Here is a 17,748-nt window from a genome sequence, read left to right on the forward strand (position 1 = left end):
TACGATGGATATTTTTTGTTATTTTTGCTTCCGTATGATTGCTTTTTTTGTAAGAATCTACTATGCTAGAAACTAGCAAATCAAAAAAGGAGCCACGCCATGTACACCCTCATTCTTATTGCATTCCTCCTTACGGGCTTGCTAGTTTACTCCTTTATTATTGAACCGCATCTTCTCAAACAACGGCATTATCTCATAAAAAAAGACAAGCGCACCGTCTTAGATATTTCAAAAGCTTATGACCTTTACCAAGCAGAAAGCAATATCGTGATTGCCCATATCAGTGATCTCCATTTTTCTCGTTGGTTTAAACCAAGACGAATGAATCGCATCATTCGATCAACGATCCAAAACAAGCCGGATCTGATCATCATCACGGGGGATCTGATCGATAATTATAAAAAATGGCCGCATCGTTCAACCAAGCGACTGATCGAAAAGCTGAAAAAATTGCAAGCGCCTCTGGGTAAGATCGCAGTTATGGGGAACCATGACCATTTGAATGACGGTCATTACTTTGTTAAGGAAATATACCAGCATGCAGGGTTTACCTTACTTGATAATGAGTCGGTTTTTGGTTCTGATGACAAGACGTCGATGAATATTGTCGGTATCGATATAGAAAGTCCGAAAGTCAGTTTTACCTATGAAGCAACCTTAGCAGAATGGCAGCTGCTTTTGCTCCATGAACCCGATTATGTTTCTCGGATCACCAATCTGCCAAACTACGACTTGATTCTTTCTGGCCATAGCCATGGCGGGCAGATTCGCTTGCCTTTTTATTATGCGAAAACAAAGGGCGCGTTGAAATATACCGATGGGCTCTACCTTTTAGGAAATGAGACCTTATTGAGTGTTTCCAGTGGGGTCGGTATGACCAAGATTCCCGCCCGACTCGGCGTCCCGCCAGAGATCCTTTATTACCATTTAGAACCGCAACAGCAATTGAACGTTTCTTAACTGTTCATCGTTGTAATTGGGAAAAAATCAGCAAATCGTTTCAGCAAACGTTCGATTCGCTGATTTTCTTTTTGCCCCTATCGTGTTAAAATATACCAAATAAATACTTTTAAACAATTAGGAGGAACCAAAAAATGGTCATCTCAGGAACACTCTGGTTTTTGATCGCCTTCTTTGCTTATACAGCCTATGTTTACGGTCAGGGGTTGTACTTTCCTGTCATCGCATTTCTTGCTGCCTTGATGGGCTGCGGATTTTATCTCTTTGCTTTTCTCCAGCACAAAAATACGACGAAAAAACATCCTTAGCCAGAACGAGCTAAGGATGTTTTTGTATTATTGATTCAAGCCTTGATAAATCGTCTCGAGATTCCACTTCATCATGTTATAGTAGCTGTCGCCTTCTTCTCCCGGTTCTGCAATCGAATCGGTAAAGACGGTTCCGAAAATCGGAATGCCCGCATCACGAGAAACACTTTGCATTGGACGAGTATTGACGCTGCTTTCGACAAACAAGGAAGCGACGGCTGAGTTTTGCAGCTGATCCACTAAGTTTTTGATTTGCGCAGGGGTACCTTCTTCTTCGGTATTGATTTCCCAAATATAGGCAGACGGTACACCATAGGCTTTAGAGAAGTATTTGAAGGCTCCCTCACTGGTGACGATCAATTTCTTCTCTTCAGGAATCGATTGGAAGTTTTCCTTCGCTTGCTGATCCAGTTCTTCTAATGAAGCCAAGTAGCGTTCAAGGTTTTCTTCATAGAAAGAGCGATTGTCAGGGTCCTTTTCACTCAGGCGTTGAGCGATGTTACGGGCATAGATCATGCCGTTTTCTAGATTTAACCATGCATGAGGATCGGCTTTGCTGTGGTCTTCATCATCAGATAAATAAAGCACATCCACGCCATCACTGACGGCAAAGTAATCTTCATTTTCTACCTTATTGGCATTGTTCATCAATTTGGTAAACCAGCCATTGCCGCCAGTTTCTAGATTCAAGCCGTTATAAAGGATAAGATCAGCATCGGTCGCTTTTCGAACATCTTCCACTAAAGGTTCATATTCATGGGGATCACGCCCCACTGGTACGATACTGTGAAGATCGATTCGATCACCGGCAATGTTTTCCGTAATATCAGCAATGATCGAATTGGTCGCTACTACTGAAAGTTTCCCTTCTGTTTGGTCCATCTGTCCGTTTTGCTGTGCCAAAAAGAAGCCACCGGCTACAGCTGCCGTTGCTAAAACCGCTGTCGCTGACCAGCGCTTGACTGGACTGGTCTTTTGTTTTGGTGAGAACAAGAAACCGATCACGAAAAAGGCTCCTGCGGTCAAAACGATACTTGATCCTGCGGCAATATTAAAGCTGTACCCGATAAACAAGCCGATAAATGAGGCGAGACCACCTAAAACCCCTGCGATGATCATCATATGCTTCAATTGTTTTGTATATAAATAAGCCGTTGCTGCTGGAGTGACTAATAAAGCCACGATCAAGATCGTTCCGACGCTTTGCATCGCTGTCACTGAAACCAAAGTTAATAAGAACATCAATAAGTAGTGATAGGCTTGCACTTTCATCCCAAAAGCCTTTGCCATCATCGGATCAAAAGACGTGATCAACAGTGGACGGAAGAAAAGGATGATCACTGCCAGCACAAGGATAGCGATAGCGATCGTCAGCCATTTGTCGCTATCTTGTACCGCTAGCACATTCCCAAACAAAATGTGAAACAAATCAGTCGAACTGTTTGCTACCCCAATCAAGATAACCCCTAAAGCTAGAAACGAACTAAAGGTGATACCGATCGCCGTATCACTTTTGATCAGGCTGTTATTGGCGATATAGGTAATAATCATGGAAGCCAAGATCCCAAAGAAGATCGCCCCGACAAAAAAATGAACGCCGAAGATATAAGACAAGGCTACCCCTGGTAAGACCGCATGAGAGATTGCATCCCCCATCAAGGACATCCCTCGTAAGATAATAAAACAACCGATCACCCCTGCGACGATTCCGATCGCGACTGCCGTGATCAAGGCATTTTGCAAGAAATGATAGTTACTTAAACTGGTAAAAAAGCTTGTCAACATGTTAAACGCCTCCTTTCACGATGATCGCATCGCCAAATGTTTGCTTCAAATTGCTTTCGGTAAAGACTTCACTCACTGGGCCCGCAGCGATCAGGGTTTGATTGAGAAAAACCAAGTAATCAAAGTATTCGGTGATTTTCCCCAGATCATGATGAACGATAAAAATCGTCTTTCCGGCATCTCGCAAGTTACGCAACAGGCCGACGATGATCGCTTCACTGGTGGCATCGATCCCTACAAAGGGCTCATCGAGGAAGATATAGTTAGCATCTTGCACCAACGTTCGAGCAATCAAGACCCGCTGAAACTGCCCACCGGACAATTCCCCAATCTGACGCTCCGCAAAGGATTCCATTTCTACCGCTGCCAGAGCGGCTGTCACTTTCTGCCAATCGTTGGCCGACATTCTTTGGAACATGCGCATCTTAGGATACAAGCCTAAAGATACGACTTCTTTGACTGTGATCGGAAACGTGTAATCAACCGCAGTCTTTTGTTCGACATAGGCAATTTCCTTTTGAAAGTCTTTTAACGCTTTTTTGTTGACACTCATGTTCCCACTGGAAGGGATCAACTTCAACGCCGCTTTGATCAGCGTTGACTTCCCTGCGCCATTTGGTCCGATGATCCCTACGATCGCTGGTTTCTCTACTTGAAACGACAAATCCGAGATCACTTGATGATTGCCATCATAGGCTGCGGATATTTCTGAAAAAGTAATCATTATTTTCACTCCATTTCCATAGTTAAGGATAGTTTATTTATTTTTTAGGTAGACCTAACTTATTTTTATTATACAAGAAAGGATTGGTTTTGCAAGACAGTTCTCTTGATTTTTTTAAGAAACACCTCAGTTTCTTGGCAATGACTCTTGAAAACTAAGGTTCTATCTTTATTTATTGAGTAAAAATTGGTGCCCACAAACACGGATGCCATCAATTTCTTTCTATCTTTTGATCGCAAAGCGTTTGATTTATTCTTAATAAAAGAGATCATTCCTCGGCACCTCAGTGACGTACGTTTTTCAATAACAGAAGAGAGGCTAATCAAAGCCTCTTTGCTTTCTCCCTTTATGATTAATACCAAACAAATCAAAGAATCAATAATTCTTCTATTTCCATAAATTTACGAATTCACTCTTTTTTATGATGACCAAGAAACCCTTTTACCTCGACTAAAACGCTTTATAAATTAAACTTTTCTAATTATTATGTGATTTTTCGAACAAAACCTAAAAATAACATGACAACTATGTTAGTCTTTGATTTGGAAAAAGTTTTAGGAGGAATAAAAACAATGAAGAAAATTTTCCAAACACTATTAGTCCTAACCTCGTTAGCAACTTTGAGTGCTTGTGGCGCTGATTCACAAACAAGCAGCAGCACAAGTACTGGTTCATCTGCTAATGAAGAAACAGATGCAACTTCAGCTGCATCTGGTCAAGAATACACAGACCCTAGCGAACTTGCAGACAGCTACGATGTCGTGATTGTCGGTGCGGGTGGCGCTGGAATGGCCGCTGCGATCCAAGCAAAGGAAGCTGGCGCAAACCCAGTTATTTTAGAAAAAATGCCAATTTCTGGTGGGAATACATTGAAATCTTCTGCAGGAATGAACGCTTCAGAAACCAAATTCCAAGAAGCAGAAGGCATTGAAGATTCAAACGATCTATTCTATGAAGAAACATTAGCTGGCGGTCACAACACCAATGATGAAGAATTGTTGCGCTACTTTGTGGATCATTCAGCAGAAGCGATCGATTGGTTAGATTCCATGGGTATCACTTTAGACAACTTAACAACGACTGGCGGGATGAGTGAAAAAAGAACGCACCGTCCATCTGATGGTTCCGCGGTTGGGGAATACTTAGTTGATGGCTTGATGCGCAACATCCATGAATTGGAAATCCCAATTTTTGTAAATGCCGATGTCAAAGAAATCAATGAAGAAGATGGTCAAGTCAACGGGGTGACCGTTGAAGTAGAAGGAAACGAACAAACCATTGATGCCAAAGCAGTTGTCGTTACAACAGGCGGTTTCGGTGCCAATTTCGACATGATCACCGAGTACAAACCAGAATTGGCAGACTACGTGACAACGAACCAAGAGGGTTCGACTGGTGATGGAATCAAAATGATCGAAGCGTTAGGCGGACAAACGGTTGATTTAGAGCAAATCCAAATCCACCCAACAGTGGATCAGTCTAAATCACTGTTGATCACTGAAGCTGTCCGTGGAGAAGGCGCGATCTTGGTCAATCAAGAAGGCGAACGGTTCTTCAATGAAATGGAAACACGAGACAAAGTCTCTGAAGCGATTATTGCCCTACCTGAAAAATCGGCAACGTTAGTTTTTGATGCAGGTGTCAAAGAACGCGTAACAGCCATTGATTTTTACGAGCAACAAGGGTTAGTCAAATCCGCTGACACGATTGAAGAATTGGCAAAAGAATTGGACATGCCAGAAGCAGCGCTTGCTGAAACGATCGCTACCTGGAACAGCAGTGTAGCTGCTGGTGAAGACGAAGCCTTTGGACGCAGCACAGCAATGGACAACGATTTGTCAACAGGACCTTACTATGCCATTGCCATCGCTCCTGGTATCCACCACACGATGGGCGGCGTGAAGATCAACACCAACACAGAAGTGATCGCTACGGATAACGAGATCATTCCAGGTCTTTTTGCAGCCGGTGAAGTAACTGGTGGGTTGCATGGTGAAAACCGAATTGGCGGTAATGCCGTTGCCGATATCATCATCTTCGGACGCCAAGCAGGAACAAAAGCTGCCGAATTTGCGCAAGAAAATTAAAACACTCTCTATAAAAAAGAAGTACTTACGCTTTTCATCAGCGTTAGTACTTCTTTTTTCTCATATAATTGACACAATAGTTTTATTGATCTTATGCTGTCACTTTGATGATCTGCACCTCATAAGGCGCCAACTGAAGAAGTTGGTTTGTCGTTTTTCCTGTAAGCAAGTCGATTCCTGAAGTTGCTACCTCTACTTCTTGATTTTCTTCGGAAAAATTCATCACAAAATAATAGGTAGTCGGAGCGAGCTGCTCTTGCTGACTTTCTCTACTTTGAATCGACACGTTCGTTGAACCTTGGCGGACCCACTCATTTTGTAAGCGAAGCTGTTGTGTTACTTCTTGATAGAAGTCTTCCAAAAAGGCTTGATCCGTCCGTCCCCCGAGATAGTAGGCACTTCCTTCACCATAATCATTTACGGTCACTGCAGCTTGACCTTGATAAAAATCTGCACCGTACACCCCTAACGTTTGGGCGGTGTTTGTTTGGACAATACTACAATAATCATGAATTTGGTACTGCTGCTCCTTCATTAAAAGCAGATTTTTTTGTTTCGGATATAACGTATCGATTTCTTTCACAGACACACCAAACAGTTCTTCTAACTCTTGGGGCCAGCCCCCTAAATAGGTCAAGTCCGTTTCATTCACGATCCCCGTCAAATAAGTGGAAACCAGTGTCCCGCCATTTTTCGTATACTGTTGAAATTTTTTCATAGTTTCTTTTGGTAAGAGGTAAAGCATCGGAGCGATGATCAATTGGTAAGCATCAAAGTCATGGTCTTTCGTGATGACATCAACCGCGATGTCATGATCCCAAAAATAGCGATAATGCTCTTGCAACGTTTGTGGGTAGCGTTTGCTCTCCAAACCAAAACCTTGCGCATCATTGAGCGCCCAATTGTTATCCCAATCATAGATGATCGCCACTTTGGCTTTTTTGTGCAATCCTTTGATTTCTTTGATTTCTTCTAAGGCTTTCCCCACTTCTGCTACATCTTGAAAAACACGATTTTGCTCGTCGTTGTCATGGTCCACGACGGCCCCATGGAACTTCTCAGACGAGCCTCGAGATTTCCGCCATTGGAAATAAAGATTACTGTCTGAACCGTGAGCAATAAATTGCATAGAAGACAAAAGATGCATCCCGGGACGTTTCGTGCGATTGACTGGATGCCAATTCACACCACTAGGGGTTGATTCCATGATCAAAAATGGTTGCTTTTTCAAGCTACGATATTGATCATTGATAAACCCAACCTTACTTGCCAAATCAGCTGTCGTTCCCCAATCATTATGCCAAGCAGGATAACAGTCCCAACTAATGACATCCACATGCTGGGCAAATTTTCCATAATCAAGACTATAAAAGGGAATCAAATCACGGGTATCTGCCATGAAATTCGTTGTGATCGGCACATCTGGAGACAAACGACGAATGTCTTTGATCTCATGTTCATAGAAATCAATAGTCTGATCGGTTACAAAACGATGCCAGTCTAGATTTAGTCCATGAACTTGCATTTCGCCGATCGGTGAAGGAGATTCGATTTGCGACCAATCGGTGATGGTATGGCTCCAGAACGGTCCCCACCAGGCCTCATTCAAGGCTGCTAGCGTTTGGTACTTCTGCTTGACCCACTGACGAAAGTTTTCTTGGCAAATAGGACAATGACAATCTCCAGAATACTCATTGGAAATATGCCACATCAATAGTGCTGGGTGATCGTGGTAGCGTTCAGCTAATTTCCGATTGATGATCGCCACTTTCTCACGATAGATTGGCGAAGAAAAGCAGTGATTGTGTCGCCCACCGTGTAACATTTTTTCCCGTTTTTCATTGGTCCGGAGAACTTCAGGGTATGCTTTAGACAACCAGGCAGGACGCGCGCCGCTTGGCGTCGCTAAAATGACGTTACTGTTTCGTTCGGCAAGCTCATCCATGATTTTGTCTAACCATTCAAATTGAAACACCCCTTCTGCTGGCTCTAAGGCACTCCAAGCAAAAATACCAAGGGAAAATGTATTAGCATGAGCTTTTTCCATTAGTTCTAAATCTTTGGCTAAGATCTCGGGATAATTTAGCCACTGGTCAGGATTATAATCCCCACCATGTAAAAAGCGTTCTTCTAAGTTATATCTTGTCATCTTCTCTTCCTATCCTTTTGTGCCGCCAGCGGTCAAACCGGAGACAAAATGTTTTTGTAATGCAATAAAGACGAGCGCGATCGGAATACTGATCAAAATGGCCCCTGCCGCAAAAGTCGTATAGCTGGCACCCATTTTATCCGTGACTAATTTGTATAACCCGATGGGTAATGTATAGTACTCAGGATTACGTAAAATCACTGAAGACAGGGCAAAGTCTCCCAGTGGTCCGGTGAAACCATTCATGGCAACCACTGCCAGCATTGGTCGAGATAATGGAATCAAAATTTGCCAGAATATTCGCGTATTGCTTGCGCCATCTATCTTGGCACTCTCGTCTAAATCTAACGGGATCGAGTCAAAATATCCTTTCAATAAGTACGTGTTCATGGGAATCTGACCCCCAACGTAAATCAAGATCAGCAACCAATGACTATTGATCAAGCCGAGCATTTGCGCCAGTACAAAAATTGCGATCAAGGCAGAGAACTGCGGGATCATTTGTAGTAGTAAGAACAGCATCAATCCATTTTTACGGCCTGTAAAACGAAACCGTGAAAAGGAATAAGCCGTCATGGAGACAAAGATCAGTGACAGGAACATAGTGCATACACTGATTTTCAATGAATTCAAATACCATTGACTATAATATAGCGAGTTGTCGCCAGCAAACAATTTCGTGTAGTGACTTAATGTCGGACTCGTCGGAATCAGACTCGTACTTATTAAACTGTTCCCAGGATTAAAACTAGCACCGATCGTCCATAGTAAAGGGTAGACGATCACCACTACCGTAAAAATCAGTACGAGATATGTCAAGGATAGGCGGACAAATTTTTGTTTTTTCATACTTGCTGCCTTCATGTTATCCAACCTCCTTGAATGAATTTGTTCGACGGAATTGCCATAAAGCAATCGCGATTACGACGATCGATAAGAGAATCGTCAATGCTGCTGCTAGTGCATATTGACTATTTTGCATCGTGAGCTTATAGATCCATGAAACCAAAATATCGGTACCACCAGCGGTCGAACCAGGAACTGCCGGCCCACCAGAATTAAACAGATAAATGATATTGAAATTGTTGAAGTTAAACGTATATTGCGTAATCAAAATTGGTGCCATTGCATAAAGCAGTAATGGCAATGTGATTCGTCGGAATTTTTGCATAGCTGAAGCACCATCGATGGTCGCCGCCTCATACAAATCATCAGGAATGGATTGCAGCGTCCCTGTAGTCACGATAAAAATATACGGAAAGCCTAGCCAGCCTTGAATCAGTAACAAAGCTAAACGGGTCCAATTCGCACTCGTTAGCCAAGGAATCGGTGAAATCTGGAAGAAATTCAAAATCGTATTATTGATCGCACCAAAGGAATCATTGAACATTCCTGAAAATACCAAGATCGTAACAAATCCCGGAACTGCCCATGGGAGGATCAAAATCGTTCGAAAGAACTTTTTGAATCGTAGTTCTTTTTGATGCACCAGCACCGCTAAAAATATTCCGATAGAAACTTGTAACGTTGAGGCGATCAAGGTCCAGATAACTGTCCAGCCTAGAACATTGAAGAAGGTACTACGCCAAATATCGACAGTAAAAATCTTCTTAAAGGTCTCTAATCCCACCCAATCTGCTAAATTGGCAGGTGCAGAATGATACAGATCATAGTTCGTAAAAGCTAACGCGATACTAAAGAGAATCGGAAAAATAACAGAAAACACGAGTAAGAAAAATGCTGGGCTACTCATTAAATAAGGATAGCCTTCTCTTAATAGTGCCTGGTAGCTTTCACGGATAGAGTTGACTGGTAGCTCATTGTCTCTTAATTCGCCGTTTTTATAGGCATCACGGATGTTTAAATAATAGAACAACAGACCAAAACCGATGACGATCAAGGCAACTAATCCTTCTGCTAATAAAAAGATGGAATTGTCTCTCGGCACTTCCACGCCTAATGTCACGATGCCCCAAAGTCCCATATTAAATAAATCTTTAAAGACGACAAGATACATAGCAAAAAAGAAGAAAAATAAAGCGCCTTTGATTTTTTGCCGATTATAAAATTGACCGAATCCTGGTATTATCGAGAATAGCATTGCTCGTTTTGCATACGACTGCGTGTTTTTCACATTTTCGCCCCCTGTAAGAAAAAGCCGCTGACAAACGTTTCGTTCGGCATTACTTGATTCCTAGTGCTGAATCACCATCCGAAACGTTTGTCCTCGTAACGACTTTTTAGTTTTGAATTGCTGCAATGGCTGATTTGATCTGATCGACTGCCTGTGGTAGAGCTGTTTTCGGTTCAGCCTTTCCAGTAGCAATGGTTTGCAATGCGGCATCCATTGGTTCCCATACTGAATTCATTTCAGTGATCCCTGGTGTTAGTTCTGCGTGTTGGGACTGAGCGGCGATGGCTGCAGCACTTTCACTTTCTTGAACTGATGGATCATCTGCCAAAGAAGCAACCGCTGGTACTTCTTGTGTTTTTTCATAACGGACTTTTGAATTCTCCTCATTGCTGATAAATTTCACGAACGCTTCAGCTAATTCAGGGTTTTGGGAATAGCTACTTACGTTGTAGCTTTTGACACCGATAAAGGAGCCCATATGTTCACCATTCCCTAATAATGGCAATTCTTTCACACCATAGTCGATGCCCGCTTCTTTATAAGGAGACAAGTTCCATGGTCCCGAGACGACAGCTGCAGCTTTTCCTTCCGTAAATAAAGAGTCCAACACATTGATTCCTTGTTCACCGACCAATCCGGATGGAAAAACACCTGCATCATAAAACTGTTGGATATAGTCCGCTCCTTCGATCGCACCTTCATTAGCTAATCCAATATCTTCAGGGTCATAGGATCCATCGGCATTCTCGCCAAAAACATAACCGCCATAACCGCTCAATACACCTTGTGCGTAATAAATTTGATCCCATAATGCCAGTAACCCATAACTGTCAGCACCTAAGACAGACTTGGAATACTCCAGCCACTCATCCGTTGTCTGTGGCAAGTCTTCTTCGGAAATTAGTTCTTTGTTATAATACAAAATTTGTGTTTCAACCGCTTTTGGTAAGCCGTAAACTTTGCCGTCAACGATTTGCGATTGCATTGCTGATTCTGTATACAGATCTTGTAGCGTTTGATCGACTGTTAATTCTTTCAACAACCCTTCGGTAACGGCTGTACCGATTTGATCGCCAGGAATCGTGATGACATCCGCACCTGTACCAGCGGGGCCATCCAATCGTAAATCTTCGATCTGTCCACCATAGGCTTTTTCGACCACTTTGATCGTCACATCGTGTTCTTCTTCAAATTGTTTGACTGCCTCTTCAATCCCAGTTGATTTTGCTTGGTCTTCCCAGACCAATAGATCATAGTCCTTACCGCTGCCACTATTTGCTGCAGTACTATCTGTCCCTTCGCTTTGTGGACCGCAAGCACCTAATCCTAAAGCTGCTACACTTAAAAAAAGAACTCGAGACATTTTTTTCATCATCATTTCTCCACCTTTTCTTTATTTTGCAAACGCTATCTTCTCGTTTATAATAAATTATTTTACTTAATATGTAAATAGTTTTACTAAATTTATTTCTTTAACAGAGTAAACAAACGGGTTAAATCAAGGTTTTTCAAACAAACATTTTTTTGAAACACCTCCACGCTCTGAAATTTCACTATTCAGTAAATATATTTAGTAAATTCATTTACTTGGTAAAGTTGTTAGCGTATACTAGAAGAAAGAGGTGAAGAAGATTGGTTACAATAAAAAAAATTGCCGAGCAATCAGGCTTTTCACAAGCGACTGTTTCCCGATTATTGAAAGGCGACGAATCGTTGTCGATCGCAGCCGATACGCGTCAAAAAATTATTCATACCGCTTTATCACTAGGTTATGATCGCTCAAAAATAAAAACAACACTAGAAAAAATCGCCGTCCTTTTCTGGCTGACAGAACAAGAAGAGCTTCAAGATGTCTATTTTCGACAATTGCGTATCTCTTTAGAAAAATATGCGAAAATCAACAATTTGGAAATTCAACTAATCACCCATGAAGATGATGTTTTAGAAACACTGCAAGAAGTCGCCGGATTTATTGGGATTGGCTCTTTCACTGAGAATGAAACGCAGCAGTTCAAATCCGTTTGCCCCTATGGCGTCCTTTTGGAAATCAACCCCTGTCCAGAACTGTTCGATACGGTCAAACCTGATACTGATCGAATGACGCAACTGGCGATCGATCTATTTTTAACAAAAGGATACCGAAAGATCGGTTTTATTGGTGGTGCTTATCTAAATCCTGATACCCAACGTGCAGAAATGGATAGTCGCGAGGTCATCTTCCGTCAAACGTTGGCTCGTCGAGATGCGTTCGATGAGGCGTTCCTGTTTACTGGTGGCAATTTTTCCGTTGAAACCGGCTATCGTTTGGCGAAAAAAATGGTGGAATCCCTTGGTGACAATTTGCCAGAGGCGCTCTTTGTGGCTTCTGACACCGTCGCAGTTGGTGTGCTCCAAGCGTTAAATGAACGATCTATCATCATTCCTGATCGCTTGGAATTAATCAGTATCAATGACAATGAGATCGCAAAATTTGTGGCTCCCCCACTAACAACGTTTAACATCGATGTGGAGGAAATCGCCAAAACCGCGATCGATTTATTGGTGGATCAGATCGTTCATCCTCGAACAATCACCAAAACAGTCCTTTTAGGGGCTGAACTCATCGAACGAAAAAGCTTTACGCAAGCATAAAAAACGCCCCTAGAAAGTTAGAAAAAGCTAACTTCCTAGGGGCATTTCATTGTCTAAATCGAAAAAAGCATTCTTTCGTTTTTCACATCTCTTTCGCCACAGCATACACAAGATGCGGCATGTCCACTTGTCGATAGTGTTTAACAAAGCGATCCACCAGCTTCATTCCATTGCGCAATGCCACATTTATGGAGGCTTGATTGGTCTCACGAATGATCGAATAAACAATGGCGGCATTCAGCGTTGCAAACGCATAGTCTTTACAGGCCTGGGCGGCTTCTGTGGCAAACCCATGATGCCAGAAGTTCTTTTGAAACAAGTACCCAATTTCTAAAACGGCTTCTCCCTTGACGTCTTGCCATGTCAACCCGCATTGACCGATCGCTTGCCCGGATGCTTTCTCAATCACTAGCCACAAGCCAATGTGATCGTTTTGATAGTGTTGCAGCTGTTTGTCGATCCAACCAGTGACTTCTTGCTCACTGAAGGGTCCTTCATAGGCAATCATAACTTCTGGATCTTGCAAAATCTTTTCAATCGCTGGTCGATCGTCATGACTCATTTCTCGCAACACTAATCGCTTAGTTTCAATTAGTGGTTCCATGGTGGTTGCGCTCCTTCCTATTCCATTCGGTTCCTTTTCCAAAAATACCAACTCGCTGACCATGCGGTGATGGGTAAAATAATCACCGCTGCCAGACCCGTGATCAAACAAACGATCAATTCTGAGACGAACGCCTTTGAATTGATCATTTCACCAAAGGAGATCGACAAATCTTGAAACCACGCAATCAACGCCAGATTACTTCCCATAAAGGCAAACAATAAGGTATTGATCGTCGAAGACAATACGTCTGATACCACTGTCATACTACTTTTACTTAATGCCTTGATTGAGACTTGCGGGTTTGCTTGAAAAAGTTCATAGGTCGCAGTGCTGATCGCCATACTCCCATCTGCCACCGCCCCCGAAAAACTCATCAAAATGATCGCAGTCATCAATGCCTTAAAATCGATGGCTACATCAAAGGAATACATCGCCAACTCATCGAGTTCCTCTGCCGAAAACCCATGAAGATTCATTGCAGAGAGCACAAGAGGAAATAATAGTAGAAAAAGCCCTAGAAAGACCAACACACAGACAAAGGCAATTTTGGTTTTCTGATTGACGCCGTTCACGAAAAACAAGGTGATCGCCGCCACGGCTAAAAAGGCAACACAAGCCGCTGGTAAAATCGGTGCCCCTCGGTCAATCAGGACCAGTAGCGCTAGAAAGACGGCCACATTCATAAACAGACCTGTGACTTGAAACAGCCCTTCGATCCGAAAAACAGCGAAAGTCAGCAAGAGAAAAAGCAAGATCAACACAAACAAAACAGTCATTTTGCTTTCCTCCTATGCACTTCAAAACAAAGGAGCGTCAACGGTACCGATAAAACCAACGCAAAGCCGCCGCATACTGTACGCACTATTTCTAAAGAAAGATGCATCTGCAATGCTTGCGAAAGCAGCCAGCCATTGGCTAGGTAAAACAATAGCGCTGGCATACTCCCACTTAAATAGGCAAACAACAAGACATTGATCATCGAAGAAGTCGTATCTTGCGCGATGGACCGACCGATCGCTAATCGTTCCTTGCGGCTCGTCTGGGGATTGATGCGTTGGATCTCATCTAAACTGGCAATCAGCATGACGATATTGTCCATGCTGGCACCGATTGCGCCAATCAGCAGACTTCCTAGATAGACACTGCGATACGGACGGGTCAGAAACGACATTTCCTCATAGCGCAACCCATGATCTTGCAAAAGATCCATGGCGAATCGACAGAGAAAAAACGCCAAGAGAACGCTGGCTAAGGAGGCAATGATTTTGCGGCTGTCGATCGTGCGAAAGCCATAAGAAATCCCCATCGTCATAACCAACGAGACGATCGTAAAAACGATCATCAAAAAGACCAATGAAAAGGAGCTGTTGCCTTTGTGAAACCAAAGAAAAAGGAGCAGCAAGCCAGTATTCACAAAGATACTAAGCAAAGCCCGTAAGCCTTTTTTGCCACCAATTGCGACTACTGCCATCAGGAATAAGGCAAGGAAGAAAAAGAGATACCCATCCCGTTTTTGTGTTTGTACCTTCCAGCCATCCCCTTCTTTTTGCAAAAGCAGCTGTTGTCCGGTCTGATACAACGGATGAATCGCACCGTTGGGGGTGTATTGCGTAGTGACTGTCCGCAGTGCCCCAGCTTCTTCTCCGTTGCGAAGGATCCCTTGAATCTGCTGCTGGTCGGCGGTGACTTGAACCGTTTGTACTTCTATGATCGGCTGTGTATAAAAGCGACTGCTTTGGGTTTGGATCAGCCAGCTCAAGACCAGCAAGCTAACAAAGGCCGCTAGATAATAATACTTTTTCAAGACCGTCTCCTTTCTTTTTCAGCAAAAAAAGACTTAGACAAACCACCAGTCCTACGACCGACCACCTTATGAGGCTAGATGACTGGTCGAAATGGTTACTGTGTTGGCGAGACTAACTGCTTTATACTAGTCGCCTGCTTTGTCAAAGTCCTTTTAAATGCTCGTTTTGCTTACACGACATTTTGCGCTGTACCTGCTTTAAAGCCGCTTAGGTTCGCCACAGCGATCCCCATCAAACGACGTCGCGTTTCGACTGGCGCCCAAGCGATATGCGGCGTCAAATAGCAATTTGGTGCTTGCAACAAGGGATTGTCCGCTGCAATCGGTTCTTTCGAGACGACATCTGCCGCCAAGGCTGCAATCTGCCCGGTTTTCAGCGCTTCAGCAACTGCTGCTTCATCAATCAAGCCGCCACGCGAGGTATTGATCAGGATCGCAGAAGGTTTCATTTGTGCCAAAGCTGTGCGATCGATCATTTTTTCTGTCTCAGGAAACTGTGGAACATGAAGGCTAATGATATCTGCTTCTTGATACAGTTCCGCCAACGACACTTGTTTTGCCCAAGTAGCTTGTGCTGGTTTTGGTCGATGATTAAAGTAGATTACTTTCAATTGAAACGCATGTGCGATCGTGGCAACTGCTTGAGCGATCGCACCATATCCAATCAGCCCAATCGTTTTGCCTGCCAATTCCATCAATGGTGTCTGCCAATAAGAAAAATCTTTGCTGGTTTGCCAGTCACCCTGATGCACGGAACGATTATGGTGTCCCACTTGGTTCGTCACTTCCAGCAGCAAAGCAAAGGTCGCTTGTGCCACTGCATTGGTACTATAGCTAGGAATATTGGTCACGGTGATTCCTTGTTCCTTCGCTGCTGCCAAATCAACGACATTGTATCCAGTTGCTAATACCCCAATGTAGGTCAATTGCGGACATGCTTTGAGCACATCAGCGGTGATCGGCGTTTTATTTGTCAAAATCGCTTCGGCATCACCGATTCGATCAATTATTTCTTGTTTATCTGTATATGAGGTACGATCATACACCGTCACCTCTCCTAATTCTTCAAACCCTTGCCAAGCCAAATCCCCTGGATTCAACGCATAGCCATCAAGTACAACGATCTTCATTCTTTCGCCCCTCTCGCTTTTCCTTTTGCTTTTCCATAAAAAACGGGAATTCCTAGTAACGTCACGCCGATTCCCACGACTGCTAACCACGTGTCAGTGATCAAGGTCATGATCAAGATAAAACAGCCACCTAAAATCGCAATCAAGGGAATGATTGGATAGAAGGGAACTTTATACGGACGCTTCATCTGCGGTTCTGTTTTTCGCAAACGAAAAACTCCTACAAACAATAATACACTAAAGAACCACATAACAAAAACCAGCATATCGGTCAAAAGATCAAAGGTGCCTAAAAGCATCATGATACAAGCGATCCCTAATTGTAAAAAGGCCGCCGCATAGGGTGCATTGGTGGTTTTGCTTAGGGTCGCAAAGGTCTTACTGAAAGGAATCTCATCTTCCAACGCCATCGCATATGGGACCCGCAAGCCAGTCATTGTATAGCCGTTCAATGCGCCATAAACAGAGATCAAGATACCGATCGTGACCAGTTTTCCGCCAAAACTGCCGAACAAGGCCATCGCAGTTTCTGAGGCACTGTTCAAATTACCAGCGATTTGATCGATCGGCAATGTTTTTAAAAACGCAACATTGATCAACACGTACACCAAGGTGACAAAACTCAACCCAAAGATGATGGCTTTAGGCAAATCTTTTTCGGGTCGCTTCATTTCTCCAGCGACATTGCCGACCCCCATCCAGCCATCATAAGCAAAAAGGGTTGCTAAGAGGGCACTACTGATACCAGCTGCAAGGGAGCCTTGAGTATTGGAAGAAAAATCCACCAATGAGACCGATACTTGACCTGGTGTCATCAGGCCAGCCACGATAATCACCGCAATCGGAATCAGCTTGACTGCTAAGGTGACGGACTGGACTTGAGCTGCAGCTTTTGTTCCCAAAAGATTAATCAAGGTCACACTCGTTCCGGTCAAAATCGATAAAGGAAGCAAATAATTGCTAGGTAGATGAAATAAGTTCAAACATTGTGTTGCGAAAATAATACTTAAAGCCGCCACGTTCGCTGGAAAGTAAATGATACTTTGTGCCCAGCCTAATAAAAAGGAGGGTAATTTCCCATAAATTCTTTCGATATATCGAATAGGTCCGCCGGTCTCAGGAATCGCCGTCGCTAACTCTGCCACGGTCAAGCCGCCGCAAATCGTTAGAAAGCCGGCAAGCAGCCAAACCAACAAGGTCAATCCAGTCGATTGGGTCTGCTGGACCACAGCCGCTGCTTTGAAAAACACGCCGGCGCCAATCACCGTTCCCATTACTGTCGATAATGCCCCAAAAAAACTGATTTCTTTTTTCAATTGACTTTTCACAACATCACTTCCTTTTTAAATGAATAAGTCAAAGTATAGCGGATAGAAACTATCTTGACTAGAGGAATTTCAGAAAACAAAAAGCAAATACCATGAAAAGA

At 43.2% G+C, this 17,748-nt stretch carries 15 protein-coding genes and 1 pseudogene; 4 read left to right on the forward strand and 12 right to left on the reverse strand.

Annotation, left to right across the window (positions count from 1 at the left end; all coding sequences use genetic code 11):
• Positions 1 to 99 precede the first annotated feature (99 nt).
• Both ACIPK1_RS00340 and ACIPK1_RS00345 read left to right on the forward strand, forming a co-directional pair.
• Positions 100 to 960 (forward strand): metallophosphoesterase, encoded by an 861-nt coding sequence (locus ACIPK1_RS00340; protein ID WP_005234806.1) that lies wholly within the window; start codon positions 100 to 102, stop codon positions 958 to 960.
• A gap of 134 nt (positions 961 to 1,094) precedes the next feature.
• Positions 1,095 to 1,268 carry a hypothetical protein gene (locus tag ACIPK1_RS00345; RefSeq protein WP_005234804.1) on the forward strand — a complete coding sequence of 58 codons (174 nt, stop codon included), beginning with the start codon at positions 1,095 to 1,097 and terminating at the stop codon, positions 1,266 to 1,268.
• A gap of 27 nt (positions 1,269 to 1,295) precedes the next feature.
• Here the strand turns inward: ACIPK1_RS00345 and ACIPK1_RS00350 are convergent, their stop codons facing one another.
• The 3 genes and pseudogenes from ACIPK1_RS00350 to ACIPK1_RS00360 all read right to left on the reverse strand — a co-directional run bounded on the left by ACIPK1_RS00350 (position 1,296) and on the right by ACIPK1_RS00360 (position 3,777).
• Positions 1,296 to 2,171 (reverse strand): metal ABC transporter substrate-binding protein, encoded by an 876-nt coding sequence (locus ACIPK1_RS00350; protein ID WP_050790983.1) that lies wholly within the window; start codon positions 2,169 to 2,171, stop codon positions 1,296 to 1,298.
• Between the two features lie 129 nt (positions 2,172 to 2,300).
• Positions 2,301 to 3,053: pseudogene (locus ACIPK1_RS00355) on the reverse strand (iron chelate uptake ABC transporter family permease subunit); the annotation flags it as partial.
• A 1-nt stretch (position 3,054) separates the two neighbouring features.
• Entirely contained in the window at positions 3,055 to 3,777 is a 723-nt protein-coding gene (locus ACIPK1_RS00360) for a metal ABC transporter ATP-binding protein (protein WP_005234801.1), read from the reverse strand.
• 572 nt (positions 3,778 to 4,349) lie between these two features.
• Between ACIPK1_RS00360 and ACIPK1_RS00365 the strand changes: the two genes are divergently transcribed.
• Positions 4,350 to 5,864: a flavocytochrome c gene (locus ACIPK1_RS00365; protein ID WP_008378933.1), complete on the forward strand. Its 1,515-nt coding sequence runs from the start codon at positions 4,350 to 4,352 to the stop codon at positions 5,862 to 5,864.
• A 91-nt stretch (positions 5,865 to 5,955) separates the two neighbouring features.
• Here the strand turns inward: ACIPK1_RS00365 and ACIPK1_RS00370 are convergent, their stop codons facing one another.
• From ACIPK1_RS00370 to ACIPK1_RS00385, 4 genes are all read right to left on the reverse strand, one after another.
• A complete protein-coding gene (locus ACIPK1_RS00370) occupies positions 5,956 to 8,013 on the reverse strand; it encodes a beta-galactosidase (protein WP_016621566.1) in 2,058 nt (685 codons plus the stop codon).
• Positions 8,014 to 8,022: 9 nt separating this feature from the next.
• Positions 8,023 to 8,877, reverse strand: a complete 855-nt coding sequence (locus tag ACIPK1_RS00375; RefSeq protein WP_016621567.1) for a sugar ABC transporter permease — start codon at positions 8,875 to 8,877, stop codon at positions 8,023 to 8,025.
• A gap of 1 nt (position 8,878) precedes the next feature.
• Entirely contained in the window at positions 8,879 to 10,114 is a 1,236-nt protein-coding gene (locus ACIPK1_RS00380) for a carbohydrate ABC transporter permease (protein ID WP_016613570.1), read from the reverse strand.
• A 139-nt stretch (positions 10,115 to 10,253) separates the two neighbouring features.
• Positions 10,254 to 11,525, reverse strand: a complete 1,272-nt coding sequence (locus tag ACIPK1_RS00385; RefSeq protein WP_081343845.1) for an extracellular solute-binding protein — start codon at positions 11,523 to 11,525, stop codon at positions 10,254 to 10,256.
• 254 nt (positions 11,526 to 11,779) lie between these two features.
• Between ACIPK1_RS00385 and ACIPK1_RS00390 the strand changes: the two genes are divergently transcribed.
• A complete protein-coding gene (locus tag ACIPK1_RS00390) occupies positions 11,780 to 12,778 on the forward strand; it encodes a LacI family DNA-binding transcriptional regulator (protein WP_400449651.1) in 999 nt (332 codons plus the stop codon).
• Between the two features lie 82 nt (positions 12,779 to 12,860).
• On the opposite strand, the gene ACIPK1_RS00395 is transcribed toward ACIPK1_RS00390, so the two are convergent.
• The 5 genes from ACIPK1_RS00395 to ACIPK1_RS00415 form a co-directional block, all read right to left on the reverse strand.
• Positions 12,861 to 13,382, reverse strand: a complete 522-nt coding sequence (locus tag ACIPK1_RS00395) for a GNAT family N-acetyltransferase (protein WP_074535022.1) — start codon at positions 13,380 to 13,382, stop codon at positions 12,861 to 12,863.
• A gap of 17 nt (positions 13,383 to 13,399) precedes the next feature.
• Positions 13,400 to 14,161: a YibE/F family protein gene (locus tag ACIPK1_RS00400; protein ID WP_121261909.1), complete on the reverse strand. Its 762-nt coding sequence runs from the start codon at positions 14,159 to 14,161 to the stop codon at positions 13,400 to 13,402.
• Entirely contained in the window at positions 14,158 to 15,189 is a 1,032-nt protein-coding gene (locus ACIPK1_RS00405) for a YibE/F family protein (RefSeq protein ID WP_400449653.1), read from the reverse strand. Before ACIPK1_RS00405 ends, ACIPK1_RS00400 begins: the two co-directional genes overlap by 4 nt.
• Positions 15,190 to 15,359: 170 nt before the next feature.
• A complete protein-coding gene (locus ACIPK1_RS00410) occupies positions 15,360 to 16,319 on the reverse strand; it encodes a D-2-hydroxyacid dehydrogenase (RefSeq protein WP_400449655.1) in 960 nt (319 codons plus the stop codon).
• The gene (locus ACIPK1_RS00415) at positions 16,316 to 17,647 is read right to left on the reverse strand and encodes an APC family permease (RefSeq protein WP_008378950.1); all 1,332 of its coding nucleotides are present in this window, start codon (positions 17,645 to 17,647) and stop codon (positions 16,316 to 16,318) included. The genes ACIPK1_RS00410 and ACIPK1_RS00415 overlap by 4 nt, the downstream gene beginning before the upstream one ends.
• Positions 17,648 to 17,748: the final 101 nt, after the last annotated feature.

Origin of the sequence: Enterococcus sp. NPDC086594 (assembly GCF_044746145.1) — a bacterium.
Lineage (GTDB): Bacteria > Bacillota > Bacilli > Lactobacillales > Enterococcaceae > Enterococcus_D > Enterococcus_D entomosocium.

Excerpts from the sequence above, each read along its gene's own strand:
- ACIPK1_RS00340 (WP_005234806.1), top strand. The coding sequence starts at position 100 with ATGTACACCCTCATTCTTATTGCATTCCTCCTTACGGGCTTGCTAGTT.
- ACIPK1_RS00345 (WP_005234804.1), top strand. The coding sequence starts at position 1,095 with ATGGTCATCTCAGGAACACTCTGGTTTTTGATCGCCTTCTTTGCTTAT.
- ACIPK1_RS00360 (WP_005234801.1), bottom strand. The coding sequence starts at position 3,777 with ATGATTACTTTTTCAGAAATATCCGCAGCCTATGATGGCAATCATCAA.
- ACIPK1_RS00365 (WP_008378933.1), top strand. The coding sequence starts at position 4,350 with ATGAAGAAAATTTTCCAAACACTATTAGTCCTAACCTCGTTAGCAACT.
- ACIPK1_RS00370 (WP_016621566.1), bottom strand. The coding sequence starts at position 8,013 with ATGACAAGATATAACTTAGAAGAACGCTTTTTACATGGTGGGGATTAT.
- ACIPK1_RS00375 (WP_016621567.1), bottom strand. The coding sequence starts at position 8,877 with ATGAAGGCAGCAAGTATGAAAAAACAAAAATTTGTCCGCCTATCCTTG.
- ACIPK1_RS00380 (WP_016613570.1), bottom strand. The coding sequence starts at position 10,114 with ATGCTATTCTCGATAATACCAGGATTCGGTCAATTTTATAATCGGCAA.
- ACIPK1_RS00385 (WP_081343845.1), bottom strand. The coding sequence starts at position 11,525 with ATGATGATGAAAAAAATGTCTCGAGTTCTTTTTTTAAGTGTAGCAGCT.
- ACIPK1_RS00395 (WP_074535022.1), bottom strand. The coding sequence starts at position 13,382 with ATGGAACCACTAATTGAAACTAAGCGATTAGTGTTGCGAGAAATGAGT.
- ACIPK1_RS00400 (WP_121261909.1), bottom strand. The coding sequence starts at position 14,161 with ATGACTGTTTTGTTTGTGTTGATCTTGCTTTTTCTCTTGCTGACTTTC.
- ACIPK1_RS00410 (WP_400449655.1), bottom strand. The coding sequence starts at position 16,319 with ATGAAGATCGTTGTACTTGATGGCTATGCGTTGAATCCAGGGGATTTG.